Raw genomic sequence first — 25839 nt, 5'->3', positions numbered from 1 at the left:
ACCCCATGGCACGAGAGAAAAAGCGCCGCTCGCCCCTCGAGAAGTCGCAGGCCAGCAAGCATGGTCGCCGCAGTCCCTGGGCTGCGGCCGCGCTGATCGGGATCGGACTCCTCGTCACCGGCGCCGCGTACGCGGGCGCTTCGGCCGCGATGGCCGCCACCTCCGACACACAGGTCGTTTCGGCCCTGACGGTCGAAGACGGCAAGAAGCTCTTCCAGGCGAACTGCGCGACCTGCCACGGTCTTGACCTGCAGGGCAGCGAAGACGGCCCGTCGCTCTTCGGCGTCGGCGAACTTTCGGTCGAGTTCCAGGTAGCGACCGGTCGTATGCCGCTGCAGATGCAGGGCCCGCAGGCCCCGCAGAAGCCGGTGCAGTTCACCGAAGAGCAGATCAAGGCGATGGCCGCCTACGTGCAGTCCATGGCACCCGGCCCCACCTACCCGTCCGAAGAGACGCTCGACGGTCGAGGCGACGTGTCTCGCGGTGCCGAACTGTTCCGCATCAACTGCGCGATGTGCCACAACGTGGCAGCCGCCGGTGGCGCACTGACCGAGGGCAAGTACGCCCCGGGCCTGCAGAACACCAGCGCGCTGCACATGTATGCCGCGATGGTGACGGGCCCGCAGAACATGCCGGTCTTCAACGACCTGACGCTGACCGTCGAAGACAAGCGCGATATCATTTCGGCCCTTCTTTTCCTTCAAGAGAACGAGTCCCCCGGCGGTTTCTCGCTCGGTTCGCTCGGTCCTGTCTCAGAGGGCCTTTTCATCTGGATCTTCGGCATCGGGTCGCTGATCGGCATCTCCGTGTGGATTGCCGCGAAGTCCAACTGATCGCCGACGCAGACACGCAGAACTAAACGAGGAGCAGCATGGCACACGAGGATGACGCGCTCGAGCACGAGAGGGCTTCCTGGAAGCCTTCCCCGGGGCTCGCCGTCGCGGTCACCGACCCGGTGCGCAACCCGGAGCTGCCGCCGCATCGCGAGCGGATGACCGACAAGGATCCCGCCGCGATGAAGCGCGCGGTGCGCACGGTCTACACGCTCTTCTACCTCTCCGTCGCAGCGAGCATCTGGGCGGTCGCCGCCTACATGCTCTTCCCGATCGAGAGCGGGCGGATCATCGACATCCGCAACAACAACCTGTTCATCGGACTGGGTATCGGTCTCGCTCTCCTTGCCATCGGCATCGGCGCGATCCACTGGACCAAAGCGATCATGTCCGACAAGGAGCACATCGAGCCTCGTCACGCGACACGCGGCAAGGACTCCACTCGCGAGGCATCCGTTCAGGCGTTCCGTGACGCCAACGAAGAGTCCGGCTTCGGACGACGCACCGTCATCCGCAATTCCCTTTTCGCCGCTCTTGCGGCGTCGATCATCCCGGGCCTCACGCTCTTCCGTGGGCTCGCTCCCGAGAGCTCGCCCGATCACCCGCACGCCGGCGATCCGGTTTTTCTCCTCAGCCACACCATGTGGAAGGAAGGGATGCGTCTCGCCCACGATCCCGAGGGCACCCCGATCCGCGCCGCAGATCTCACGCTGGGTTCGGCCGTGCATGTGATTCCCGAGCCCCTCGCCGAGCTCAGCCACCACGATGGCTACCTCGAAGAGAAGGCAAAGGCGATCGTGCTGCTCATGCGGCTCCTCCCCGAGCAGCTGAAAGAGACCGAAGATCGCGCCGACTGGTCGTACAACGGCATCGTCGCGTACTCGAAGGTCTGCACACATGTCGGTTGCCCTGTCGCTCTGTACGAGCAGCAGACGCACCACCTCCTCTGCCCGTGCCACCAGTCGCAGTTCGATGTGACCGAGGGCGCAAAGGTCATCTTCGGCCCCGCGGCTCGTCCGCTGCCGCAGCTGCCCATCACCGTTGACGATGAGGGCTACCTCATCGCACGCAGTGACTTCACCGAGCCCGTCGGCCCGAGCTTCTGGGAGCGCCATTGAGTACCGCAACCGTCACGCCTGAAGCTGACGCCTCCGCCAACGACAAGCCGCTCGGCGGCCGGTTCGTCGCGGCCACGGCCAACTACATCGACGAGCGCACCAGCCTGTCGGGGTTCGTGAAGGAACTCGGACGAAAGATCTTCCCCGACCACTGGTCGTTCATGCTCGGCGAGATCGCCCTGTGGAGCTTCGTCGTCGTGCTCTTGTCGGGAACGTTCCTCACGTTCTTCTTCCAGGCGTCGATGGTCGAGACCCACTATTACGGCGCATGGGCACCGATGCGCGGCATCCCAATGTCTGCCGCAATGGAATCCAGCCTCCGGATCTCGTTCGATATCCGCGGTGGTCTGCTCGTTCGCCAGATGCACCACTGGGCTGCGCTCGTCTTCATCGCCGGCATCGGCGTACACATGCTGCGCATCTTCTTCACCGGAGCATTCCGCAAGCCGCGTGAGCTGAACTGGGTGATCGGCTTCATCCTCTTCATCCTCGCAATGGGTGAGGGCTTCACCGGCTACTCGCTTCCCGACGACCTGCTCTCGGGTAACGGCCTCCGCATCATCGACGGAATGGTCAAGGGCATCCCCCTCGTGGGGACCTGGATCTCATTCCTGCTGTTCGGTGGCGAGTTCCCCGGCACCGATATCGTGGGACGCCTCTACACCCTGCACATCCTGTTGCTCCCCGCGATCCTCGTCGGCCTGCTCGTGCTCCACCTGATGCTCATGGTGATCAACAAGCACACCCAGTTCGCGGGCCCCGCGCGCACCAACAGCAACGTCGTGGGCTACCCGATGATGCCGATCTACATGACGAAGATGGGTGGATTCTTCTTCATCACCTTCGGTGTCATCGTGCTGATCGCGTCGTTGTTCACGATCAACCCGATCTGGAACTACGGACCCTACGACCCGTCTCCGGTTTCTGCCGGAACTCAGCCTGACTGGTACATCGGTTTTGCTGACGGCGCGTTGCGACTGATTCCGCCGGGATGGGAGTTCGTCTTCCTCGACCGGACCTGGTCGTTCAACATCCTCGTGCCGCTGGTGGGGCTGGGTATCTTCATCGTCACCGCGATGCTCTACCCCTTCCTCGAAGCGTGGATCACGGGCGACAAGCGCGAGCACCACATCGCCCAGCGTCCCCGCAACGCCGCCACCCGCACCGCCGTCGGTGCAGCGGGCGTCACCTTCTACGCGGTCCTGTGGGCCGCGGCATCCTCCGACATCATCGCCACGCACTTCTGGATCACGATGGAGGGCGTCATACACTCCCTCCAGGCGCTCCTGTTCGTCGGCCCGGTGGTGGCGTACTTCGTCACCAAGCGCATCTGCATCGCCCTTCAGAAGAAGGACCGCGAGATCGCTCTGCACGGTTACGAGTCCGGTCGCATCGTGCGCCTCCCGGGTGGCGAGTTCATCGAGGTGCACCAGCCGGTCGACGAGTACGACCGCTTCAAGCTGGTCGACTACGAAACCTACGCTCCGCTGGTGGTTCGCCCCAACGCGAAGGGTCGTATCCCGTGGCATGAGAACATCCGCGCCGTCATCTCGCGCTCGTTCTTCGAGGACCGCCTCACGCCGGTCACGCAGACCGAACTCGACGAAGCCACCGCGCATCAGCACCACGCTCTCGAGCAGATGGCTGAGTCGGAGGATGCCGAAATCCAGGGTGCGCACGAGCGCGCAGGTGTACCGGATGCTCCGCACGTGCCCATCGACGATGGCCACAACTCCGAGACCGCTGTGCGGCCCTCGAACGTGATCATCCCCGACGACGCGCCCGACCCCAAGGCGAAGAAGAAGCCGAAGAAGGACTAGCTCGGCAGAAAATCGTCCACGACTGGCGCTCCTCATCTCGAGGGGCGCCAGTCGTTTGTCGTAGCGTGGCCTCATGACCGACGCGCTCACCTACTTCTCCGCCAAACTTCGCCACGAGACGGATGCTTCTGACGTCTATGCCGCGCAGAAGGCCGGTGACGACTTCGTCCTCATCGACGCCCGCGGGGACGATGCGTGGGCACAGGGCCGAATCACCGGCGCGATCCACATGCCGTACCGTCAGATCGCCGAGCGCGGGCCGCATGAGATCGGGCTGACCACCCCCGTCGTCGTTTACTGCTGGAGCCCCGGTTGCAATGCCGGCGCGAAGGCTGCGGTCGAGTTCGCTTCACTCGGATACACCGTGAAAGAGATGATCGGCGGCTACGAGTACTGGGTCCGCGAGGGTCAGCCGACCGAAAACGACAAGGGATCGCTCCCCCGCGTCTTTGACCCTCAGGTCATGGTCGTCAGATAGAGACGAACAATCTAGAGACGATCAGGCCGTTTCGAGTCGCTCGTTGAATCTCGTCGCCGCGGCGCCGTAGAACCATGTGTCGGAGGCGCTCGTCTCGCCTTCTGTCACGTCGCACACCACAGCAGTGACGTTGTCACGCGAACCCAACTCGAGTGCGAGGTGCACCATCGCCGAGGCGGCCGCTGAGGGGCTCCCTCCGGACATGAGAGCCGTCAACTCGGGCTCGGGCACAAAGTCGCTGACACCGTCACTACAGAGCAGCCAGCGATCGCCGGGGCGCGCATCCAACTCGACGATGGACATGATGTCGTCTTCCCCGCCGTGAAGGGACGCGGTGATGACGTTGCGCTGCGGATGGCTGGCGGCCTCGTCGGCCGACATGAGTCCACGATCAACGAGCGCCTGAACGAACGAGTCGTCGCGCGTCTGACGCGTCAGGGATCCAGCCCGCAGCCGGTAGGCCCGCGAATCTCCTGTGTGTGCGAGCACGAGCTGCGTAGCGGGAGTGACGAAGATGCCGGTGAAGGTGGTGGCCATACCTTCGAGCGAGCGATCGCGCAGTACGTGCGCGCGCAGGTCCCAGTTCGCCTCCCGTAACCGCGTGAGCAGCTGCGTGGCCGTCAGCGGCGCGCGCAACCCCGAGACCAGGCGATGAGTCAGCGCGGCTGACGCGAGGTCACCGGCAGGACCGCCTCCGACGCCGTCAGCGACCGCCGCGCCCCAGGGCGCAGTGAACGCCGAGTCCTGATTCGTAGAGCGATGGTTGCCGATGTCGGAGACGCCGGCACTGCGCAACGAGATCAGCACGCGATGTGCAGATCAGCGGGCGAAGTAGCCGCGGTAGTACTCGTAGACCCAGCCCACAATGGCGACGACGAAGATCGCCATTCCGATGGGGAACATCCAGGTACCGACGGCGAGTCCGAGAATGGCGATCGCCGCCGAGAACGCGAGCACGATCGGCCACCACGACCACGGGCTGAACTCACCGATCTCGGGGTCGCCGTCGTCGATGTCTGCCGTGAGAATGTCTTCGGGCAGCTCGCCCTGCTGCGCCTTGTGCACGCGTCCGATGTAGAACGCGATGAGGGCACCCATGAGTGCCGTGAACAGGAGCGCGATGCTGCCGACCCACTCGATCGAGAGCGTGAAGGTCTCCCACCAGGTCAGATCAGGGGACGCGAAGGTCTCCCAATGCGCGATCATGTTCCAGCCGGTGTAGATCACAGCCACCAGAAGGAAGAACCCTGTCAGGAGCCACCACAGACCCGTATTGGTCCGCATCTACTTCACCTTTCCTTCGGCGAGGTCGACAACCGGAGCATCGGGAGCATCCTTCGCCGGACCCACACCGACCGGGATTCCGGCTTCGGGGTGGTTCAGGTCGAACGCGGGCCGCTCGCTGCGGATGCGGGGAATCGAGGTGAAGTTGTGACGCGGCGGCGGGCAGGAGGTCGCCCACTCGAGCGAAGCACCATAACCCCAAGGGTCGTTCACGGTCACCATCGGCGCCTTGCGAGCGGTGATCCAAACGTTGAACAGGAACGGGATCATCGAGGCACCCAAGAGAATGGCACCGATCGTTGAGACCTGGTTCTGCCACGTCCAGCCATCTGCGCCCGAGTAGTCAGCGTAGCGACGCACCATGCCATCCACGCCCAGCCAGTGCTGGATGAGGAAGGTCATGTGGAAGCCGATGAAAAGCATCCAGAAGTGCACCATGCCGAGGCGCTCGTTGAGCATCCGGCCGGTCCACTTGGGCCACCAGAAGTAGAAGCCGGCGAACATCGCGAACACGACGGTGCCGAACACGACGTAGTGGAAGTGCGCGACGACGAAGTACGAGTCGGAAAGGTGGAAGTCCAAGGGCGGCGACGCGAGGATCACACCGGTGAGGCCACCGAAGACGAACGAGACGAGGAAGCCGAGCGAGAACACCATCGGTGTTTCGAACGTGACAGACCCGCGCCACATCGTGCCGATCCAGTTGAAGATCTTCACACCCGTAGGCACCGCGATCAGCATCGTCATGAAGGCGAAGAACGGCAGGAGCACAGCGCCGGTGACGTACATGTGGTGAGCCCACACAGCGACCGAGAGAGCGGCGATGGCGATCGTCGCGTAGACCAGCGTCTTGTAGCCGAAGATCGGCTTGCGGCTGAACACCGGCAGGATCTCAGAGATGATGCCGAAGAACGGCAACGCGATGATGTACACCTCGGGGTGACCGAAGAACCAGAACAAGTGTTGCCAGAGCAACACACCACCATTGGCCGCATCGTAGATGTGCGCACCGAGCACGCGGTCGGCGGCAGCAGCGAGGATCGCCGCGGCGAGCACCGGGAACGCCATCAGGACGAGGATGCTGGTGACCAAAGTGTTCCACGAGAAGATCGGCATGCGCCACATGGTCATTCCGGGCGCGCGCATCGTGATGATCGTGGTGATGAAGTTCACCGCTCCGAGGATGGTTCCGAAACCGCTCATGCCCAGCCCGAGCATCCAGAGGTTGCCACCGACTCCGGGCGAGAACGTCGCGGAGGCGAGGGGCTGATACGCGAACCAACCGAACGCGGCGGCACCCTGCGGGGTGAGGAAGCCGGCGACGGCGATGGTCGATCCGAACAGGAACAGCCAGAAAGCGAAGGCGTTCAGACGCGGGAACGCGACGTCCGGTGCGCCGATCTGCAACGGCAGGATCGCGTTGGCGAAACCGGCGAACAGCGGTGTCGCGAACATCAGCAGCATGATCGTGCCGTGCATCGTGAACAGTTGGTTGTACTGCTCTTTCGTGGGAATGATCTGCATTCCGGGCTCGAACAGTTCGGCGCGGATGATCAGCGCCATCACGCCGCCCAGCATGAAGAAGATCACCGATGCGATCAGGTACATGTACCCGATCGTCTTGTGGTCAGTGGAGGTGATCCACTTGACGATGATGTTGCCCTTCTGGTCGACGCGCGACGCACTGAGCAGAGCCGCCTGACGGGGCGGCATCGTCGTGGGGCGCCGCGGGGGAACCTCTTCGAACGGAAGACTCGTCGCCATGATCAGTCCTCTCCTTCTGTGGCCGAACCATCAGTGCCGGGAAGGTTCTGCAGTCGGTCGTACTCGTCGTTGATGTCACCGGTTTGACCGGCATCGCGCAGGCCATCGAGATAGTCCTCGTACTCGGCCTCGCTGACGACCTCGACGTTGAACAGCATCATCGAGTGATATTCACCACACAGCTCGGCGCACTTCCCGGCGTACGTGCCTTCACGCGTCGGAGTGAAGGACCAGTTGTTCGTGTCTCGGCCTGGGTACATGTCCTTCTTGTAGAGGAAGTCGATGATCCAGAAGGAGTGGATGACGTCGCGTGACTGAAGGTTGATCTTGACCGTCTTGTCAACGGGAAGAACGAGTGTCGGCAGTTCGCTGATGACCGTGCCCGCTTCGTCGGTCTTGGCCTGGACGCCCATGGTCCACACCGCATCGGCGTTGTCTTCGTCTTCGCCGTTGTACTGGAAGTCCCACGCCCACTGCTTGCCGATCGCGACGATCGAGACGTCGGGATCGTCGTACTGGGTCTCGAGGATCGTCTGGTCGCGAGCGGTGAAGGCGAAGAAGCCGAGCACGAGGATCAACGGCACGATCGTGTAGAAAATCTCGATCGGCATGTTGTACCGAAGCTGAACCGGCAGGCCTGACTGGCCCTTGCGGCGGCGGTAGGCGATGGCGGCAAAGCCCATCAGACCCCAGGTGATGACGCCCACGACGAGGAGGACGATCCAGGAGTTCACCCACAGACCGGACACCATCTCGGTGTGGTTCGTTGCTGGTTCTTCACCCGCGAGGAAGCCCGGGAGATAGCCGTTGAGCTCGGTCGGGGTGCACCCCGCAAGGATGGCTGCCGTTGCAATCCCGACCGGGAGAACAGCCCAGCGGAGGCGGCGTTTCGAGGGCACGGTGCACCTTTCCGGGTCGCGAATAGGACTCCCGCCAGTCTAGGGCAACCACCCAGGGGATTCGGGCCATCCGCTCAGGTTCGGTCGTGTCTCGACCGACACAAAAGGCCGGGTCAGCCGCCCATGTGAGGAGGCTGACCCGGCCGAAAATTTGATGTGATCAGTGGAAACTGTCACCGCACGCGCAGCTGCCCGCAGCGTTGGGATTGTCGATCGTGAAGCCCTGTTCGGCAATGGTGTCTTTGAAGTCCACCGTCGCCCCATCCAGGTACGGAACGCTCATGTCATCGATGATGACCTCGACGCCATCGAAGTCGACGGTCTTGTCGCCGTCGAGGTACCGCTCGTCGAAGTAGAGCTGATAGATCAGACCGCTGCATCCGCCCGGCTGAACTGCAACGCGCAGACGCAGGTCGTCGCGGCCTTCCTGCGAAAGGAGGCTCTTCACCTTCAGCGCTGCGGCCTCGGTCAGCGAGACGCCGTGGGCGGCTTCGGTCGTTTCAGTGGAGAGTGCAGTGTCCGTCATGATTCCTCCGGAGAATGGGCGGCGGGATGCTTCGATTCTACGCCGTGTTGCCCGAAGCGGGCTCCCGCGCATCGAGCTTCTCGAGTAACAGCGCTTCTGAGATCAGCGCATGGCGGAAAGTCTCGATGTGCAGCGACTCGTTGGGGCTGTGCGCGCGGGCGTGCGGATCCTCGACACCGGTGACCAGAATCTGCGCCTCGGGGAACTCGCGGACCAAGTCTGAGATGAACGGGATCGATCCCCCGACCCCCAGATCGACGGGCTCGACACCGTACCCCTCGTGCAATGCTTCGCGGGCGACTTGGACCGCCCATCCGCTGGTGTCGACGAGGAAGCCGTCTCCGAAGTCGACGTCTCGGAACGAGATCTGCGCGCCGTACGGAGAGTGAGCCTGCAGGTGCGCTTCCAGCGCCGCGTAGGCCTGTTGAGCCTTCTGGCCGGGCGCGACTCGTGAGCTGATGACAACCGAGACTTCGGGGCTCAGCGTGTTGGAAGCGTTTACGACCGACGGTGCGTCGATTCCGGTCACCGTGACGGTGGGTTGGTTCCAGATGCGATCCAGGATCGATCCCGTCCCGATCGGACTGACCCCGGTGGGAAGCCCTGCCTCATCTCGAAGCGTCTCTTCGGTATATTCCGGCGTCTCAGCCACCCGGCTGTGGAGACCCTCGACCGCTACCGACCCGTCGTCGTTCCATAGCGTCGCGAGCAACTTCACCGTCGCCATCATCGCGTCCGGCACCGCTCCCCCGAACATGCCCGAGTGGGATGCGTGGTCGAGTGTGCGCACACTCATGGTGAACCGCGCGTTTCCGCGCAGGGTGACCGTCAACGCGGGCGTTCTGTCGTCCCAGTTGCCCGAGTCGGCGACCACGATGACGTCCGCGCGGAGTGCGTCGGCGTGATCGCTGAGGAACTGTGCGAACGACCGTGACCCGGCTTCCTCTTCGCCCTCGATGAACAGCGCGACGCCGAGATCGAAGTCCGTGCCGAGAGCTTCGGTCAGAGCGCGCAGCGCGCCGATGTGCGCCATGACACCGGCCTTGTCGTCGGCCGCACCACGACCATAGATCCGCCCGCCACGCACGGTCGGCTCGAACGGCGGGGAGTCCCAGAGGGCTTCATCGCCGACCGGCTGTACGTCATGGTGGGCGTACAAGAGAATCGTCGGCCGCCCATTGCGGGCCGCGCGCGAGGCGAGGACCGCGGGCATGCCGCGCTCGTCGGTACCCGGAATGGCAGAGTCGCTGATCTGGACGCTGTCGAAGATGCCGAGGCCTTCGGCCAGAGCTGCCACGGCTTCGGCGCTACGACGCACCTCGGCTGGATCGAAGCCCGGGAAAGCGACCGACGGAATGCGCACGAGGCTGCCTAGATCGGCGAGGGCTGCGGGGATACCGTTGGTCGCGGCTTCGCGGACCGCCTGTGCTCGGGTGTACTCAGATGTCATGCGGGTAATCTTAGGAGCAACCCATTACGCACTTCCGAGGATGAACCGTGGCCACCACACCTGTCGCACCCACTCCCAAAGACTCTCCGTCCGAGGGAACCATGCTCAACGGCGTCCCCGTGGACGCCTCCGGCAAGGGCCGCGCAACGCCCTCACGTGCGGAGCAAGAGGCCGCGCGCAAGCGACCGCTCGTGCCAGACACGAAAGAAGCCAAGGACCGCGCCAAGGCCGACCTCGCCGCGCAGCGCGAGAAGGCACGGCTCGGAATGGCGGCTGGCGACGACAAGTACCTCACGGCGCGGGACAAGGGTCCTCAGCGCAAGTTCGTCCGAGACTTCGTCGATTCCGGATGGCACCTGGGTGAAGCCGTCATGCCAGCCATGGTCGTGGTCATCCTCGCGACCTTCATCCCCGTGCTCGGCATCCAGTACTGGGCCTTCGTGGGGCTGTGGATCTTCATATTCTTCGTCATCGGGGACATGGTGCTCACGTCCTACCGCGTGAAGAAGGCTGCGCGGGCCAAGTGGGGCGACAAGACCGAAAAGGGTCTGGGGTGGTACGCCGCCATGCGCAGCATCCAGATGCGCTTCCTTCGCCTGCCCAAGCCACAGGTCAAGCGCGGGCAGCACCCGGCCTGAGCCCCTCGCTCTCAGCTAGCGCATCAGCCCTTCGCCCTCAACTAGCGCGTCAGCGACTTGTTGATCTGCCGAGCCCACAGTGGGCCGCGATAGAGGAACGCCGTGTATCCCTGTACCAGGTCGGCGCCGGCATCCATTCGCTCTTGCACGTCTGTGGCCGTCTCGACGCCGCCTGCGGAGATCACGACGAACTCGGACGGAACCGCGGCGCGCACAAGGCGGAGCACCTGCAGCGCGCGCGCCTTCAGCGGCGCACCAGAGAGCCCACCGGCACCGGCTGCGCCGACCACTGCGTGATCAGTGTTTAGGCCCGCACGCGAGATCGTGGTGTTCGTGGCGATCAGACCGGCAAGCCCGAGTTCGACCGCGAGGCGTGAGATGGCCTCGACTTCGTCGTCTTCGAGATCGGGAGCGATCTTGACAAGCAGGGGCGTAGCGCCGGCCGTCTGCCGCACGGCCTCGAGGAGCGGACGCAGCGTCTCGACCGCCTGCAAGCCGCGCAAGCCCGGGGTGTTCGGCGAAGACACGTTCACGACGAGGTAGTCCGCGAGGGGCGCGAGCAGGGCCGCGCTGCGGACATAGTCGGCAGTCGCGTCTTCAACCTCGACAACCCGGCTCTTGCCGATGTTGACGCCGATCACGGCACGGTGCTTCTTCGCCCGGAGCTTACGAAGTCGGCTGGCCGCAGCATCCGCCCCCGCATTGTTGAAGCCCATGCGGTTGATGACGGCGCGGTCGGCGATCAGGCGAAAGAGCCGCGGGCGCGGGTTTCCGTCCTGCGGAATCGCGGTCACGGTGCCGACTTCGACGTGACCGAAGCCGAGCGCCCAGAGGCCCTGTGCACCCTTGACGTTCTTATCGAACCCCGCGGCCACGCCGAAGGGAGAATCGAAGTTCAGGCCCAATACCTGCGTGCGCAGGCTCGAATCGGGTCTGGTCAGCGCTCGAGTCGCCCACGCGAAGGGTCGAACCCCGAGGAGCCGGATGACCGCCATGCCGGCGTGGTGGGCCGTCTCAGGATCCATACGGGCGAGGACGACGCGGAAGAGGAGGGGATACATCCGCTCCAGGATATCGGGTGCGTGAGCGGGGGTCAGCGCGGGTGATCGGCGCGCAGGAGCTCGATCGCGCCTTCGAAGTCTTCGAGCGAATCGAAGGCCTGGTAGACGCTGGCAAACCTCAGGTAGGCGACCTCGTCGAGCTCTCGGAGCGGACCGAGAATCGCCAGGCCGATCTCATTGGTGTCGATCTGCGAGGATCCGGTCTGACGCACAGACTCTTCGACCTTCTGGGCGAGCACGGCCAAGTCTGCCTCGGTCACCGGGCGACCCTGACATGCCTTGCGCACGCCCGACATGACCTTCTCGCGGCTGAACGGCTCCACGACGCCCGACCGCTTGATCACGTTGAGGCTTGCGGTCTCGATCGTCGAGAAACGGCCGCCGCATTCGGGACACTGACGGCGACGACGGATACTGAGACCGTCGTCGCTGGTACGCGAATCGATGACGCGCGAATCGTGGTGACGGCAGAACGGGCAATGCATGGCTCGGCCAGACTATGCCTTCAGAGCCGTGAAGCGTGCTTCTACCGCTTCGCCGTGCGCGGGAAGCTGCTCCGCCTCGGCCAGGGTGACGATGCCCGCACGCACGACGCCCAGGGCCGCGCGGTCATACTCGATGACCTGCTGCGGGCGGAGGAAGGTCGCTGCCGACAGTCCGGCCGCGAAGCGCGCCTGCCCACCGGTGGGCAGCACGTGGTTGCTGCCAGCGAGGTAGTCCCCCAGGCTCACGGGCGAATCGGGCCCGACGAAGACTGCTCCGGCGTGGACGAAGTCCTCGGGGCGGGGTTCGGCGAGGTGGAGCTCGAGGTGTTCCGGTGCGTACGCGTTGCTGAACTCCGTCGCCGCAGCGACATCGTCCACGAGCACGATCGCCGACTGCGGGCCGCTCAGTGCCGCCGCAACACGATCAGCGTGGCGAGTGGCCGCGGCGCGCGGCGCAAGCTCGACCTGAACTGCGGTCGCGAGTGCCTCAGAAGCCGTCACGAGCACGGCCGACGCCTGTTCGTCGTGCTCGGCCTGACTGATGAGATCGACAGCGACGAGCCGCGGGTCGGCGCTGTCGTCGGCGACGATGAGGATCTCTGTGGCACCGGCCTCGGAATCGGTCCCCACGCGCCCCGCGACGGCGCGCTTGGCCGCGGCGACGTAGTTGTTGCCGGGGCCAGTGACGACATCGACCGGCTCCAGACCCAGCGAGGCGACGCCGTACGCAAAGGCACCGATCGCACCCGCTCCGCCCATCGCGTAGACCTCGGTGACGCCGAGCAATTCCGCTGCCGCGAGGATGACCGGGTGCACGCGGCCGTCGAAGGCGCGTTGCGGGGGTGAGGCGAGCGCGATCTCTGCGACGCCGGCCACCTGTGCGGGCACCACGTTCATCACGACACTGGACGGGTACACGGCCTTGCCGCCCGGCACGTACAGTCCGACGCGTCGCACGGGCTGCCAGCGCTGCCACACCCGCGCACCGGGACCGAGTTCGGTCATGATCGGCGCGGGCACTTGGGCTGCGGATGCTTCGCGCACCCGCGAGATCGCCATCTCCAGCGCTTCGCGCACCGAAGGATCGAGGGCCTCGAGAGCCTCGGTCAGGTGCGCAGCGGGAACACGGACAGCGTGGCCGGACGCTCCATCGAAGCGCTCGGCCTGCTCCCGAAGGGCAGACTCACCGTGAGTGGCCACGTCCGCGACGAGTCCAGCGGCGATGTTCAGCGCCTCATCTCGCGCCGATGTCGCGCGCGGAACCTCGGCAAGAAGCTCGGCGCGCGACAGGGCGCGGCCACGGAGATCGATCGTGCGAAGCATCCGTCTACGCTAGCGCGCAGAATCAGCCTCGGGTGACCCCTTCGACATCGTTCAAGTAGCCGATGGTGCCATCTTCGTGACGAATGACGAACGACTCGCCGCGATCTTCGATGACCAATGCCCACGCCGTGGGTCCGACCTGGAAGAGCGTGGTGCCGTTCTCGTCCACAACATCGCGCTCTTCGGGCGCCAGCGCCCAGAACGCCTGCTGGCGCGGAGCGGGCTCGTCCTCTACCGGGCTCGTGACGCGATCCTCTTCGACGGGAGAGGTCCACTCTTGAGTCGCGGTCGCGTACGGAGAAGCTGAGGTAGCCGGTGCAGCCTCGCCCGTCTCGGGCTCCGCGCGCGGAGTGGGCGCCGGGCGGGGCGTGACGGCGCGAATCGGGCGCGCGTTGCGGTGTGCCGGAATCTCGCGGCGTCCTCGGAAGTCCTCGTCGAAGGGCGCGATGAAGGGTGCGAACGCAGTCAGGAAGACGCCAGCGAGCATCAGGAAGAGCTCCACCCAGATCACCCAGCTCCGCAGCCAGGGACCGTCCTGCGCAACGACAGCGACCGTCTCCCACACGAGCTGCAGCCATACGACGCTCGAGACCACGAACGCGACCGACGCGAACTGGTCGATTCCGAGCGAGCCCACCCGCCGGATGCCCTCGGGTGAAAGACGACGAAGGACGATCAAGAACACAGCCGCGGTGGGCACACCGATCGTGAGTACCCAGAGCAGGCCCGATGTCCAGACGGATTCGAAGCGCAGATTGTTCACCGAGAAGAACGACACGATGAAGGCCACGAGCCACAGACCGGTAAGGGCGACTTCACGGATCGAGAAGGGGCCGACGCCGTACTGGGGCTTCTCGGCGGCGGTGTCGGCCGAGGTGTCGGTCACCGTGTCACCCGCGGTCGCACCCGCGTTGTCGATTCGCGAGGCGAAGGGGTCGGCGCCCTGGTTCGGGTACTCGTTCTGATTTTCGTCGGTCACGATAGTCCTTTCCGATGCCGCTCACGCGGCGCACGTTTGCCGATCCTACCCGCGGGTCCTATGGGAGCAGGCGAGTCTTACCCCAGGCACTGCGGTCCGAGCAGACCCTTCAGCTCACCGAACAGGTCGGCCGTCACTGTCACCTGGTGCGGAAGTTCGAAGATTTTCGCGACGGATCCCTTGTGGAGCCGCAACCGCACTTCGGTGTCGCCCCTGTGGCGGTGCAGCATCGAGGCCAACTCGCCCACGACACCCTCGGTGGCACGATGTTCGGGCATCACGAGAGTCAAGGGGCCTGCGGCATCCATCGCCCCCAAGTCCGGCGAGAAAGCCGACTGCGCGTGGAGATTGAGCCCATCGTCACGTCGCGAGACGCGCCCGCGAACGACGAGGATCGAATCCCCGACCAGTTGCGAGTGGAACTCGGTGTAGGTCTTGCCCATGAACATGACCGTGACCTCCCCGTTGAAGTCTTCGACGGTGATCATTCCGTAGGCGTTGCCGCTGGACTTGGCGACACGATGCTGCACGCTCGTCACGAGTCCCGCGACGGTGACCTGATCGCCGTCGTTCACCTCATCAGAGGCGAGGAGGTCGTGGATCGACGTCGACGCGTGCTTCGCCAAGGGAATCTCGAGGCCGGCCAACGGATGGTCCGACACATAGAGCCCGAGCATCTCGCGTTCGAAAGCGAGCTTGTCTTTCTTGGTCCACTCGGGTCGATCGGGCACCTTGGCCGGCATGACCTCTTCGGCCTCGTCATACAGACTGTCGAAGTCGAAACCGATCGCCCCGGTCGCCGCCTTGCGCTTGGTCTCGACGGCGGACTCGGTCGCGTCTTCGTGGATCTCCATCAGCGCGCGGCGCGTCGAACCCAGCGAATCGAACGCTCCCGCCTTGATCAGCGACTCGACCGTCCGCTTGTTCGCCACGTGCATCGGCACCTTGGTGAGGAAGTCGTGGAAGCTGACGAAACTGTCATCGGCACGCGCGGTGACGATCCCGTCGACGACGTTGGTGCCGACATTGCGGATCGCGCCGAGACCGAAGCGAATGTCTTCGCCGACGGCGGCGAAATAGCGAATCGACTCCCCCACGTCAGGCGGCAGAACCTTGATGCCCATTCGGCGACATTCGTTGAGGTAGACGGCGAGCTTGTCTTTCGCGTCGCCGACGCTCGTGAGAAGGGCAGCCATGTACTCGGCGGGGAAATGCGCCTTGAGGTAGGCCGTCCAGTAGGCGATAAGTCCGTACGCGGCCGTGTGCGCCTTGTTGAAGGCGTAGTCAGCGAATGACTCGAGCACCTTCCATAGGGCCTCCTGCGACGCGGGGCTATAGCCGTTCGTCGTCATGCCACCGAAGAAGTCCTCCTTCTGCTTGTCGAGTTCAGACTTCTTTTTCTTGCCCATCGCGCGACGCAGGATGTCGGCCTGGCCGAGGCTGAAGCCGGCAAGCTTCTGCGCTGCAGCCATGACCTGCTCTTGGTAGACGATGAGACCGTACGTGGTTCCGAGCACATCAGCGAGCGGAGCTTCGAGTTCGGGGTGGATCGGCTCAATCTCTTGCAGGCCGTTCTTGCGAAGCGCGTAGTTGGTGTGAGAGTTCACGCCCATCGGCCCCGGGCGGTAGAGGGCCAGCACGGCCGAAATGTCTTCGAAGTTGTCAGGCTTCATGAGCCGGAGCAGGCTGCGCATCGGCCCACCGTCGAGCTGGAAAACCCCCAGGGTGTCGCCTCGCGCGAGCAGTTCGTACGATGCGACGTCATCGAGAGCGAGGTTTTCGAGGACGAGCGTCTCGCCGCGGTTGGCCTTGATGTTGTCGAGGGCATCGTCGATGATCGTGAGGTTACGCAGCCCCAAGAAATCCATCTTGATGAGGCCGAGCGACTCGCACGCGGGGTAGTCGAACTGCGTGACGATCTGGCCGTCCTGTTCGCGCTTCATAATCGGGATGATGTCGATGAGCGGTTCGCTCGACATGATCACACCGGCCGCGTGCACACCCCATTGGCGCTTGAGGTTCTCCAGCCCGACGGCGGTATCGAAGACCGTCTTTGCCTCGGGGTCGGTCTCGATGAGCGCGCGGAATTCGGATGCTTCTTTGAAGCGTGGGTGCTCTTTGTCGAACATGCCCTCCAGCGGCATGTCTTTGCCCATCACCGCGGGTGGCATGGCCTTGGTGAGCTTCTCGCCCATGCTGAACGGGAAGCCGAGCACACGCCCCGCATCTTTCAGGGCCTGCTTTGCCTTGATCGTCCCGTACGTGACGATCTGCGCGACGCGCTCGTCGCCGTACTTCTGCGTGACGTACTGGATGACCTCGCCGCGGCGCCGGTCATCGAAGTCGATGTCGAAGTCGGGCATCGAGACGCGGTCGGGGTTGAGGAATCGCTCGAAGAGGAGCCCGTGCTGCAGCGGGTCGAGGTCGGTGATCTTCATGGCGTAGGCGGCCATGGAGCCCGCGCCAGAACCACGGCCCGGGCCGACACGGATGCCGTTTTCTTTCGCCCAGTTGATGAAGTCGGCGACGACGAGGAAATAGCCCGGGAATCCCATCTGGGCGATGACCTGGGTTTCGAAGTCTGCTCGGTCGCGCACCTCGGTGGGAACGCCCGCTGGATAGCGAAGGTGGAGCCCCTTTTCGACCTCTTTGACGAACCAGCTCTGCTCGGTCTCGCCGGCAGGAACCGGGTAGCGCGGCATGTAGTTCGCCGACGTGTCGAAGCTCGTCTGCACTCGCTCGGCGATCGCGAGGGTGTTGTCGCACGCCTCGGGGTGGTCGCGGAAGATGTTGCGCATCTGTCCGGGCGTCTTCAGGTAGAACTCTTGACCCTCGAACTTGAATCGCTTCGGGTCATCGAGCGTCGAGCCCGACTGCACGCACAGCAGAGCCGCGTGACTGGAGGCATCGTGCTGGTGGGTGTAGTGCAGGTCGTTGGTGGCGACGAGGGGAAGATCGAGCTCTTTCGCAAGGCGCAGCAGGTCCTTCATCGTGCGGCGCTCGATGTCGATGCCGTGATCCATGACCTCGGCGTAGAAGTTGTCCTTGCCGAAGATGTCGCGAAATTCGGCCGCCGCCGCCTTCGCCGCGTCGTACTGTCCGAGCCGCAAGCGCGTCTGCACTTCGCCACCGACGCATCCGGTGGTAGCGACGACCCCCTTGGCGTACGTCTGCAACAGCTCTCGGTCGATGCGGGGTTTGAAGTAGTAGCCCTCGAGCGATGCGTACGACGACATGCGGAAGAGGTTGTGCATGCCCTCGTTGCTCTCGGCGAGCAACGTCATGTGCGTGTACGCACCCGAACCCGAGACGTCGTCGTCGGACTGGTCGGGGCTTCCCCACCGCACGCGCGCCTTGTCGGCCCGGTGCGTGCCGGGAGTGACGTACGCCTCCATACCGATGATGGGCTTGATCCCCACCTCGGTAGCAGTCTTGTAGAACTCGAAAGCCCCGAACGTGTTGCCGTGGTCAGTGACCGCGATCGCGGGCATCCCCTGCTTCTTGGCTTCGTGAATCAGCGGGCCGACGCGGGCCGCTCCGTCGAGCATCGAGTACTCGCTGTGGACGTGCAGATGTACGAAGGAGTCGGATGCCACCCGTTGAGTTTACGGAGCGGCTCGGACGCTGCGGCCGCCCCATCGCCGGGCACCGCGGGATTGCGCGGCGAGGTTGCCTCACCTTCGAGTTGAAGGTTAGTTTCGGTCAGTCAGCGCGCAGCACCTCGAGCGCATGGGAGAGATCGTCGGGGTACGGGGACGTGAAGGTGACCCAGTCCCCCGTGGCCGGGTGAGCGAACGAGAGTTCGTGCGCGTGCAGCCACTGGCGTATGAGCCCCAGACGTGCAGACATCGTAGGGTCGCTGCCGTAGAGCGGGTCGCCGACGCACGGATGCCGGTGCGCGGCCATGTGAACCCGGATCTGGTGCGTGCGCCCGGTCTCGAGGTGGATCTCGAGGAGCGAAGCCCCGCGGAAGGCCTCGAGAGTCTCGTAGTGGGTGACCGAGTCCTTCCCGTCCGGGGTGACGGCGAACTTCCATGAGTGGTTGGGGTGCCGCCCGATCGGCGCATCGATTGTGCCGGCGAGCGGGTCGGGATGCCCCTGCACTACCGTGTGATAGATCTTCTCGACCGTACGTTCCTTGAACGCGCGCTTGAGCACGGTGTAGGCGTTTTCGGACTTCGCGACGACCATCAGCCCGCTCGTGCCGACGTCGAGGCGGTGCACGACGCCTTGCCGCTCTGCGGCACCTGTGGTGGCGATTCGATAACCGCCGGCGGCGAGTGCCCCCAGCACGGTGGGACCCTCCCATCCGACGGACGGGTGCGCGGCGACCCCTGTGGGTTTGTCGACCACGACGATATCGTCATCGTCGTAAACGATCCGCAGGTCAGGAACCTCGACGGGGATGACCCGCGGCTCTTCCTTGGGAGCCCACGAGACGTCGAGCCACCCGCCGGCGCGGAGCTTGTCGGACTTCGCCAGCATCCGTCCGTCGAGGCTGACGCCGCCGGCGTCGGCGATCTCGGCCGCGAATGTCCGCGAGAAGCCGAGCATCTTGGCGAGAGCGGCATCGACCCGCGTCCCGTCCAGCCCGTCTGGAACCGGGAAGCTGCGTGACTCCATATCAGTCCTCGAGCGACGAGTCGGCAGGAACGTCTTCGCGACGCTCCCGCACGCCATCGAGTCCCAGACCGGTGATGACCAGCACTGCGACGCCGATCATCATCGTGACGATGAAGATGTCTGCGACATTGTAGATCGCCGAGTTCATCCAGAACCACATCCACGGAGTGTTGATGAAGTCGATAACGTGGCCGACCGCGAAGCCCGGTTCACGCAACAGGCGATCGGTGAGGTTGCCCAGCACGCCACCGAGCAGCAACCCAAGAATCACAGCCCAGGCGCGTGAGCGCACACGAGTGATCGCGAGCCAGGCGATGACGCAAGCGACGACCGCGAGGGCGATCGTGAAGATCCAGGTCGCTCCGGCGCCGAAGGAGAAGGCGGCGCCGGGGTTCTTGACCAGATAGAAGCTCAAGAAATCACCGAGAACCGGGACGTTCACTTCGAGGGGAAGGTGCTCGAGGGCGAGGTACTTGCTCAACTGGTCAGCGGCCAGCACCAGCACCGCGAGAACCGCGATGATGATGCCGGCCGCCGCCCGGTGAAGCTGAGTTCGGGGCTGGGGGGCTCGGCCTGTCAAAGGCCGGCCTACAGGCCGATCGCCGAGACCGGGGTCGCGCCAGTGGTGGTCGCCGTGGTCTCGAGGTCACGAAGCTTGCCCTCGATGTAACCACGCAGCTGCGAGCGGTAGTCGCGCTCGAAGTTGCGGAGCTCGGTGATGCGACCCTCGAGCGACGTGCGCTCGCGGTCGAGACGCGCGACTTCTTCGCGTCCGCGGGTCTCAGCCTCAGAAATGATCGCGGCTGCCTCAGCCTTGGCATCGGTGATGAGCTTGTCGCGCTGGGCCTGGCCCTCGGCGACGTGCTCGTCATGCAGACGCTGCGCGAGTTCGATGATTCCCGCGGTGGCTGCGGCGGGCGCCGCGCCTTCGTACGAGGGCGCAGCGGCGACCGGCGCCGGAGCAGCCTGCTCGGGCTCAGCCTCGGCCTCGGCGGGAGCTGCGGATGTCTCGGGGGCAGACTCGCCGGACTCGAGCGCGGCGAGCTTCGCCTTCAACTCGTCGTTCTCGGCGATGGTCTTGCGCCATTCGACGACGATCTCGTCGAGGAAGTCGTCCACCTCGTCCGGGTCGAAGCCTTCCTTGAACCGGACGTGCTGGAACTGCTTGGTGACGACGTCATCGGGGGTCAGAGCCATGGTGATTCCTCTTTCGAGCGCTCGAGTCGCTGGCAGCTTGTCGGGGGCCGAACCAACCGAAGGGGCCGGTTCGTATCAAGCAAGCATAGCCGCGGGTGAGAGCGAGTGTGGAAGCGAACCGACGGATTACGTCAGTGCCGCAGGTCCGTGCCGTCTGTCAGCAGAGCTTGTCAGTTCATGAAGGCGCGGGTGACCGCAAGGAGAACGAAGCAGAGGAGCATCGTGAGAGCAAAGCCGAAGTCGATGGCGATGCCCCCGACGCGCAACGGTGGGATAAGACGGCGGAACAGCTTGATGGGCGGATCAGTGACCGTGTAGATCACTTCAGCCGCGACCAATCCGGCTCCCTTGGGCCGCCATTCGCGGTTGAAGAAGGGAATCCACTCCAACACGAGTCTCGCGAGGAGCACGAGAACGTAGATGACGAGAGCCGCGTTGAGAATGGCTGCGACGAACCTGACGACGTCCAAGGCTTTACGGCTGAGAGAACGGAACCGCGTCCGGATCAGCCTGCGCGACGGCACCCTCGCCTGAGACGGCGACGTTCTCGGGGGACAGCAGGAACACCTTGCTGGTGACCCGCTCAATGCGGCCGTAAAGGCCGAGCGAGAGACCGCTGGCGAAGTCGATCAGGCGGCGCGCATCGGCGTCGCTCATCTGCGACAGGTTGATGATGACCGGAATCCCCTCTCGGAAGCTCTCGGCGATCACCTGCGCGTCGCGGTACTGCTTCGGGTGCACGGTGAGGATCTCACTGACCGCACTCGGAGCGGGCTGGCGCACGACGGTCGGGCGATGCAGCGGCGTGATGGGAGCCGCCTTCTCGAGGCCGGAAGATTTACCACGCGCGGGCTGCACAGCCGGCTCGTCGTACACTTCTTCCTCGTCGGCGAGGCCCAGGTACACCATGGTTTTCTTGAGCGGGTTCGACATCGCATCCTCCTGATCGCTCGCTGCACTGCTCGTCTAGTTCGAGGCTAACCGCGTACGGGGCGCGGGCCCGTGATTGCCGAGCCGATCCGTAGGTGTGTCGCACCTACAGCGATCGCTTCGGCAAAGTCTGCCGTCATTCCGGCCGAAATCCAGTCAGCGTCGGGCACCACCGTGCGCACTCGATCGCTGTAGCCGCGCACGCGCTCGAACGCCAGCGCGGGCGGTTCGTCCAGGGGCGCGACGGCCATGATTCCGCGCAGGCGGAGGGTGCGGCATCCGGCCACATACTCCGCCAAAGCGGCAAGGTCACCTTCGACGACTCCCCCGCGGGCAGGGTCATCCGTGAGGTTGATCTGCAACAAGACATCGAGCGTGGGGTCACCATCACCCACACCCTCGAGACCGTCAGCTGCCGCGTCGAGCGCGCTGGCGACCTTGTCACGATCGACGGAGTGCACGACGGATGCTGCGTTCCGCACCGCTCGCGCCTTGTTGCTCTGGAGCTGGCCGATGAAGTGCCAGGTCACCGGAACGTTCGGCAACTCGGCTCGCTTGGCGGTGAGCTCCTGCTGACGGTTCTCTGCGACATCGGTCACGCCGAGCGCGACGAGATCCTGCACCAGCGACGCGGGATGAAACTTCGTCACCACGATGCGGGTGATCGACCCAGGATCTCTCCCGGCGCTGCGCGCAGCATCCACGATCCTGCTATCCACCTCAGCGAGGCGGTCGGCGAGATCGGGATGCATGCGACGCAGCGAAGTGACGTGCGGTTACTTGAGGAAGTCGGGGATGTCGAGGTCGTCGTCGCCGAATGCCGAGTCGTACGAGTCGGTCACAGCGCCGACCGAAACGGGCTCAGCGGCAGGAAGCTCGCGCGCGGCCTCTGCGGCCGGAACCGCGGGGACCACCGGCGCTTGGACGACCCGCGAGGTGGTGACGGGGTCGAGGCGCAGCGTGGGCTCGCCACTGTCGAAGCCGGCGGCGATGACCGTGACGCGAACCTCGTCGCCGAGGGTGTCGTCGATGACCGTACCGAAGATGATGTTGGCCTCGGGGTGCGCTGCTTCTTTGACGAGCTGGGCGGCGTCGTTGATCTCGAAGATTCCGAGGTTCGATCCACCCTGGATCGACAGCAGCACGCCGTGCGCACCTTCAATGCTCGCCTCCAGCAGGGGCGACTCGACAGCGAGTTCGGCGGCTTTGATGGCGCGATCCGCACCCCGTGCCGACCCGATGCCCATGAGCGCGGAACCCGCGCCCTGCATGACCGACTTGACGTCGGCGAAGTCGAGGTTGATGAGACCGGGCGTGGTGATGAGGTCGGTGATGCCCTGGACACCGGCGAGAAGCACCTGGTCGGCCGTGGCGAACGCCTCGATCATCGAGATGCCGCGGTCGCTGATCTCGAGCAGACGGTCGTTCGGTACGACGATGAGCGTGTCGACTTCTTCCTTCAGCTTCGACACACCGGTCTCAGCCTGGCTCTGACGACGGCGGCCCTCGAACGAGAACGGCTTGGTCACCACACCGATGGTCAGTGCGCCGATCGACTTCGCGATCTTTGCGACGACGGGGGCACCACCGGTTCCGGTACCGCCACCCTCACCCGCGGTGACGAAGACCATGTCGGCGCCGCGAAGGGCCTCTTCGATCTCTTCGGCGTGGTCTTCCGCAGCGCGGCGACCCACTTCGGGGTCAGCGCCGGCACCGAGGCCGCGCGTGAGTTCACGTCCGACGTCGAGTTTGACGTCAGCGTCGCTCATAAGCAGCGCCTGCGCGTCGGTGTTGATCGCGATGAACTCGACACCGCGCAGTCCCAGTTCGATCATGCGGTTGACGGCGTTGACGCCACCGCCACCCACACCGACCACCTTGATAACAGCGAGGTAGTTCTGGTTCTGGCTCATGCCGGCCTCCGTGTTGTGCGAACCTCTAACATTCAACCTCTAGTAGAGGTTAAAAGAATTGCCCGGTATGCAATTCCTGATTCCGAAGTTAGGCGGATGCTGCGCCCTGGCGCGGAGTGACGTGGGCGTGTCGCGAATCAGCGCACAACAGTGCTGCTCAACGAACTACTACGGTGCTGGGCGACGACACGTCATACACCGAGACCTCTGCCGGCGGCCGCGCGGCCATGGCCGTCTCGAGCACGAGGGCCTTCATGGCGGAGTCATCGGCGCTCCCCCACACCACGGACGCGTTGGACCCACCAAGCATGAGAGTGACGTCGTCGGGCGTCGACGCCGAGACGGCCGTCACCTGCCTGGCGATGTTTTCGGGAAGCGAGCGCATGACGTGCCCGATGGCCTCGAACGCGTCGGAGTCCACCCCACCCGTGACCGTGAGCACCGGAGCATCAGACCCCGGCGCGCTCCCGGTCGAGAGAGCGACGCCCGCAGCATCCACCAGCGTGAATCCGGCGCGCGACTCGATGTACCCGATGGGGGTGCGCTCGATCACTCGCACCACAAGTTCGTGGGGTGGCCGAGCCTCGAGCGAGTACGACTCGATGAGGGGGAACCCCACGAGCACGGCTTTCACGGAACTTTCGTCGACCAGCGGCAACGGCGTACCGAGCTGATCGGCAAGGGCGATCTGCACCTCGGCCGCATCGAGCCGTTCCGCGCCAACGACACTGATCTGGTTTACCGCGAAGAGCGGGCTGTATGCCGCGCCCAGAGTGCCGAGAATGAGGATGACGAAGGATGCCGCGACCCCAAGCCACACCATCCGGCGCCGGCGCTGCCGAACCGTGAACCTGCGCACCTCGCCGCGAAGAGCCTTTCGGCGGGCGCGCGCGGCGCCCCAGACATCGCGAAGACGGACGGGCGATTGTTCGGTCGGCGCATCGCCAGGTGTCTCGCCCGTGATCGGGGTGATGGGCGCGGTGAACTGGTCGTCGTCCGGCACGTCGATGACGTCGACATCGACAGGTGCTGGGGGTGCAACCGATGGCTGAGGGAGCGGCGAGGGCCGACGCATCCGTCAGCCGTCCGTCTGCGTGGTGGGTACTGTCCGGGCGAGCGCATCGAGCACCTGCGGGACGATGAGGTTCACGTTTCCGCAACCGAGGGTGATGACGTAATCGCCCGCCTGCGCGACCGTCGCGGTGTAGTCGGCGGCGGCCTGCCAATCGGCGACGAAGTGCACGTGCGAAGGGTCGGTGAACGCCTCGCTGACGAGCGCACCCGTCACGCCGGGAACCGGATCTTCGCGGGCGCCGTACACGTCGAGCACGACGGTGTGGTCGGCATGCGATTCGAGAACCTCGGCGAACTCTTGGAACATGTCGCGCGTGCGCGAGTACGTGTGCGGCTGATGCAGCGCGATGATGCGCCCCTCGCCGACGACCGTGCGCGCGGCGGCGAGTGCTGCCGCGACTTCGGTGGGGTGGTGCGCGTAGTCGTCGTAGACGCTGACGCCGCGGACGGTATCGTGCAGTTCGAAGCGTCGCGCGGTTCCGGCGAAGCCCTCGACGGCGCGGGCCGCATCGATGACGTCGTGACCGAGCGCCACGAGCACCGCGATGGCGCCCGCTGCGTTGATCGCGTTGTGCGCACCGGGAATCTCGAGCTGCACCGCGGCGGCCGAGACTCCGTGGCGGACCGTGAACGCCACGGGGCCATCGGTGTCGATCTTGGTGATGCGCACGTCGGCGTCAGGGGACTCGCCGAAGGTAAGAACTTTCGGGTGCGTGATCTGGTTGCGCACGCGCAACGCCCCGGCATCATCGGACGAGATAACGACGGCCTCGCTCGCATTGTTCGCGAACTGTGCGAAGGCGGCATCGAACGCGTCGTGCGAGCCCCAGTGATCCAGATGGTCGGGGTCGACATTCGTGATGAGGGCGACGGCGGTGTCGTAGAGCAAGAATGTGCCGTCGGACTCGTCGGCCTCGATCACGAACAGGTCGTCGCTGCCGCTCCCGCTCGAGACACCCAACTGAGCGATCACTCCCCCGTTGACGAAGGTGGGGTCGACGCCGAGGGCGCGCAGGCCCGTGACGATCATTCCGGTCGACGTCGTCTTGCCATGGGCACCGGCGACCGAAACGAGGCGGCGTCCGCCGATGAACCAGTGCAGCGCCTGCGAGCGGTGAATAACGTGCAGCCCGCGCTCTTTGGCAAGGAGAAACTCGGGATTTTCAGGCCAGATCGCGCCGGTGTGTACGACCGTGTCGACATCCTCGGTGAGGTTGCTCGCATCGTGACCGACGTAGACGGTCGCGCCGAGGCGCTCGAGTTCGCGCAGGCCCGGGCTGTCGGCGCGGTCCGAGCCCGATACGCGAATCCCTCGGCCGAGGAACATGCGGGCAAGTCCCGACATTCCGGATCCACCGATGCCGATGAAGTGGGCGGCCTCGATGTTCTCGGGGATGGGAAGGCTCAAATCGGGACGAATCATGACCTGTCGATTCTAAGCGGC

At 64.8% G+C, this 25839-nt stretch carries 25 protein-coding genes; 5 read left to right on the top strand and 20 right to left on the bottom strand.

Annotated features, from left to right (window positions below; genetic code table 11):
- Positions 1 to 5: 5 nt before the first annotated feature.
- The 4 genes from LG299_RS00700 to LG299_RS00685 all read left to right on the top strand — a co-directional run bounded on the left by LG299_RS00700 (position 6) and on the right by LG299_RS00685 (position 4249).
- The gene (locus LG299_RS00700) at positions 6 to 833 is read left to right on the top strand and encodes a c-type cytochrome (RefSeq protein ID WP_404432547.1); all 828 of its coding nucleotides are present in this window, start codon (positions 6 to 8) and stop codon (positions 831 to 833) included.
- A 38-nt stretch (positions 834 to 871) separates the two neighbouring features.
- A complete protein-coding gene (locus tag LG299_RS00695) occupies positions 872 to 1951 on the top strand; it encodes a Rieske 2Fe-2S domain-containing protein (RefSeq protein ID WP_404432545.1) in 1080 nt (359 codons plus the stop codon).
- Positions 1948 to 3771, top strand: a complete 1824-nt coding sequence (locus LG299_RS00690; protein WP_404432543.1) for a cytochrome bc complex cytochrome b subunit — start codon at positions 1948 to 1950, stop codon at positions 3769 to 3771. The genes LG299_RS00695 and LG299_RS00690 overlap by 4 nt, the downstream gene beginning before the upstream one ends.
- 73 nt (positions 3772 to 3844) lie before the next feature.
- Entirely contained in the window at positions 3845 to 4249 is a 405-nt protein-coding gene (locus LG299_RS00685) for a rhodanese-like domain-containing protein (RefSeq protein WP_404432541.1), read from the top strand.
- Positions 4250 to 4270: 21 nt separating this feature from the next.
- On the opposite strand, the gene LG299_RS00680 is transcribed toward LG299_RS00685, so the two are convergent.
- From LG299_RS00680 to LG299_RS00655, 6 genes are all read right to left on the bottom strand, one after another.
- Positions 4271 to 5056 carry a PP2C family protein-serine/threonine phosphatase gene (locus tag LG299_RS00680; RefSeq protein ID WP_404432539.1) on the bottom strand — a complete coding sequence of 262 codons (786 nt, stop codon included), beginning with the start codon at positions 5054 to 5056 and terminating at the stop codon, positions 4271 to 4273.
- 12 nt (positions 5057 to 5068) lie between these two features.
- Positions 5069 to 5533, bottom strand: a complete 465-nt coding sequence (locus LG299_RS00675; RefSeq protein ID WP_404432537.1) for a cytochrome c oxidase subunit 4 — start codon at positions 5531 to 5533, stop codon at positions 5069 to 5071.
- Positions 5534 to 7297 (bottom strand): cytochrome c oxidase subunit I, encoded by a 1764-nt coding sequence (ctaD, locus tag LG299_RS00670; protein ID WP_404432535.1) that lies wholly within the window; start codon positions 7295 to 7297, stop codon positions 5534 to 5536.
- Positions 7298 to 7299: 2 nt separating this feature from the next.
- Entirely contained in the window at positions 7300 to 8196 is an 897-nt protein-coding gene (gene coxB, locus LG299_RS00665; protein ID WP_404432533.1) for a cytochrome c oxidase subunit II, read from the bottom strand.
- 160 nt (positions 8197 to 8356) lie between these two features.
- Positions 8357 to 8722 (bottom strand): iron-sulfur cluster insertion protein ErpA, encoded by a 366-nt coding sequence (erpA, locus tag LG299_RS00660; protein WP_404432531.1) that lies wholly within the window; start codon positions 8720 to 8722, stop codon positions 8357 to 8359.
- 37 nt (positions 8723 to 8759) lie between these two features.
- Positions 8760 to 10172, bottom strand: a complete 1413-nt coding sequence (locus tag LG299_RS00655) for a dipeptidase (RefSeq protein ID WP_404432529.1) — start codon at positions 10170 to 10172, stop codon at positions 8760 to 8762.
- A gap of 47 nt (positions 10173 to 10219) precedes the next feature.
- Between LG299_RS00655 and LG299_RS00650 the strand changes: the two genes are divergently transcribed.
- Positions 10220 to 10810, top strand: coding sequence for a DUF3043 domain-containing protein (locus LG299_RS00650; protein WP_404432527.1), 591 nt, complete (start codon positions 10220 to 10222; stop codon positions 10808 to 10810).
- A 41-nt stretch (positions 10811 to 10851) separates the two neighbouring features.
- Here the strand turns inward: LG299_RS00650 and LG299_RS00645 are convergent, their stop codons facing one another.
- The 14 genes from LG299_RS00645 to murC form a co-directional block, all read right to left on the bottom strand.
- Complete coding sequence (locus LG299_RS00645) at positions 10852 to 11871, bottom strand: quinone-dependent dihydroorotate dehydrogenase (RefSeq protein WP_404432525.1); 1020 nt, start codon at positions 11869 to 11871, stop codon at positions 10852 to 10854.
- A gap of 32 nt (positions 11872 to 11903) precedes the next feature.
- Complete coding sequence (gene nrdR / locus LG299_RS00640; protein WP_404432523.1) at positions 11904 to 12356, bottom strand: transcriptional regulator NrdR; 453 nt, start codon at positions 12354 to 12356, stop codon at positions 11904 to 11906.
- Between the two features lie 12 nt (positions 12357 to 12368).
- A complete protein-coding gene (gene hisD, locus LG299_RS00635; RefSeq protein WP_404432521.1) occupies positions 12369 to 13679 on the bottom strand; it encodes a histidinol dehydrogenase in 1311 nt (436 codons plus the stop codon).
- 22 nt (positions 13680 to 13701) lie between these two features.
- On the bottom strand, positions 13702 to 14658 hold the full coding sequence (locus LG299_RS00630) for a hypothetical protein (RefSeq protein ID WP_404432519.1): 957 nt from the start codon (positions 14656 to 14658) through the stop codon (positions 13702 to 13704).
- A 77-nt stretch (positions 14659 to 14735) separates the two neighbouring features.
- Complete coding sequence (dnaE, locus tag LG299_RS00625; protein ID WP_404434754.1) at positions 14736 to 18206, bottom strand: DNA polymerase III subunit alpha; 3471 nt, start codon at positions 18204 to 18206, stop codon at positions 14736 to 14738.
- 154 nt (positions 18207 to 18360) lie between these two features.
- Positions 18361 to 19281, bottom strand: a complete 921-nt coding sequence (locus LG299_RS00620) for an RluA family pseudouridine synthase (RefSeq protein WP_404432517.1) — start codon at positions 19279 to 19281, stop codon at positions 18361 to 18363.
- Position 19282: 1 nt separating this feature from the next.
- Entirely contained in the window at positions 19283 to 19861 is a 579-nt protein-coding gene (gene lspA, locus LG299_RS00615; RefSeq protein WP_404432515.1) for a signal peptidase II, read from the bottom strand.
- Between the two features lie 8 nt (positions 19862 to 19869).
- A complete protein-coding gene (locus LG299_RS00610) occupies positions 19870 to 20478 on the bottom strand; it encodes a DivIVA domain-containing protein (protein ID WP_404432513.1) in 609 nt (202 codons plus the stop codon).
- 170 nt (positions 20479 to 20648) lie between these two features.
- The gene (locus LG299_RS00605) at positions 20649 to 20948 is read right to left on the bottom strand and encodes a YggT family protein (RefSeq protein WP_404432511.1); all 300 of its coding nucleotides are present in this window, start codon (positions 20946 to 20948) and stop codon (positions 20649 to 20651) included.
- A 4-nt stretch (positions 20949 to 20952) separates the two neighbouring features.
- Positions 20953 to 21411: a cell division protein SepF gene (locus LG299_RS00600; RefSeq protein WP_404432509.1), complete on the bottom strand. Its 459-nt coding sequence runs from the start codon at positions 21409 to 21411 to the stop codon at positions 20953 to 20955.
- Between the two features lie 44 nt (positions 21412 to 21455).
- Positions 21456 to 22160: a YggS family pyridoxal phosphate-dependent enzyme gene (locus LG299_RS00595; RefSeq protein ID WP_404432507.1), complete on the bottom strand. Its 705-nt coding sequence runs from the start codon at positions 22158 to 22160 to the stop codon at positions 21456 to 21458.
- A gap of 24 nt (positions 22161 to 22184) precedes the next feature.
- A complete protein-coding gene (ftsZ, locus tag LG299_RS00590) occupies positions 22185 to 23321 on the bottom strand; it encodes a cell division protein FtsZ (RefSeq protein WP_404432505.1) in 1137 nt (378 codons plus the stop codon).
- A 157-nt stretch (positions 23322 to 23478) separates the two neighbouring features.
- Positions 23479 to 24396, bottom strand: coding sequence for an FtsQ-type POTRA domain-containing protein (locus tag LG299_RS00585; RefSeq protein ID WP_404432503.1), 918 nt, complete (start codon positions 24394 to 24396; stop codon positions 23479 to 23481).
- Between the two features lie 3 nt (positions 24397 to 24399).
- A complete protein-coding gene (gene murC, locus LG299_RS00580; RefSeq protein ID WP_404432501.1) occupies positions 24400 to 25818 on the bottom strand; it encodes a UDP-N-acetylmuramate--L-alanine ligase in 1419 nt (472 codons plus the stop codon).
- Positions 25819 to 25839: the final 21 nt, after the last annotated feature.

This window comes from Microbacterium lacus, from assembly GCF_044794305.1.
Lineage (GTDB): Bacteria > Actinomycetota > Actinomycetes > Actinomycetales > Microbacteriaceae > Microbacterium > Microbacterium lacus_B.
This window is presented reverse-complemented; position numbering and strand designations above follow the sequence as displayed.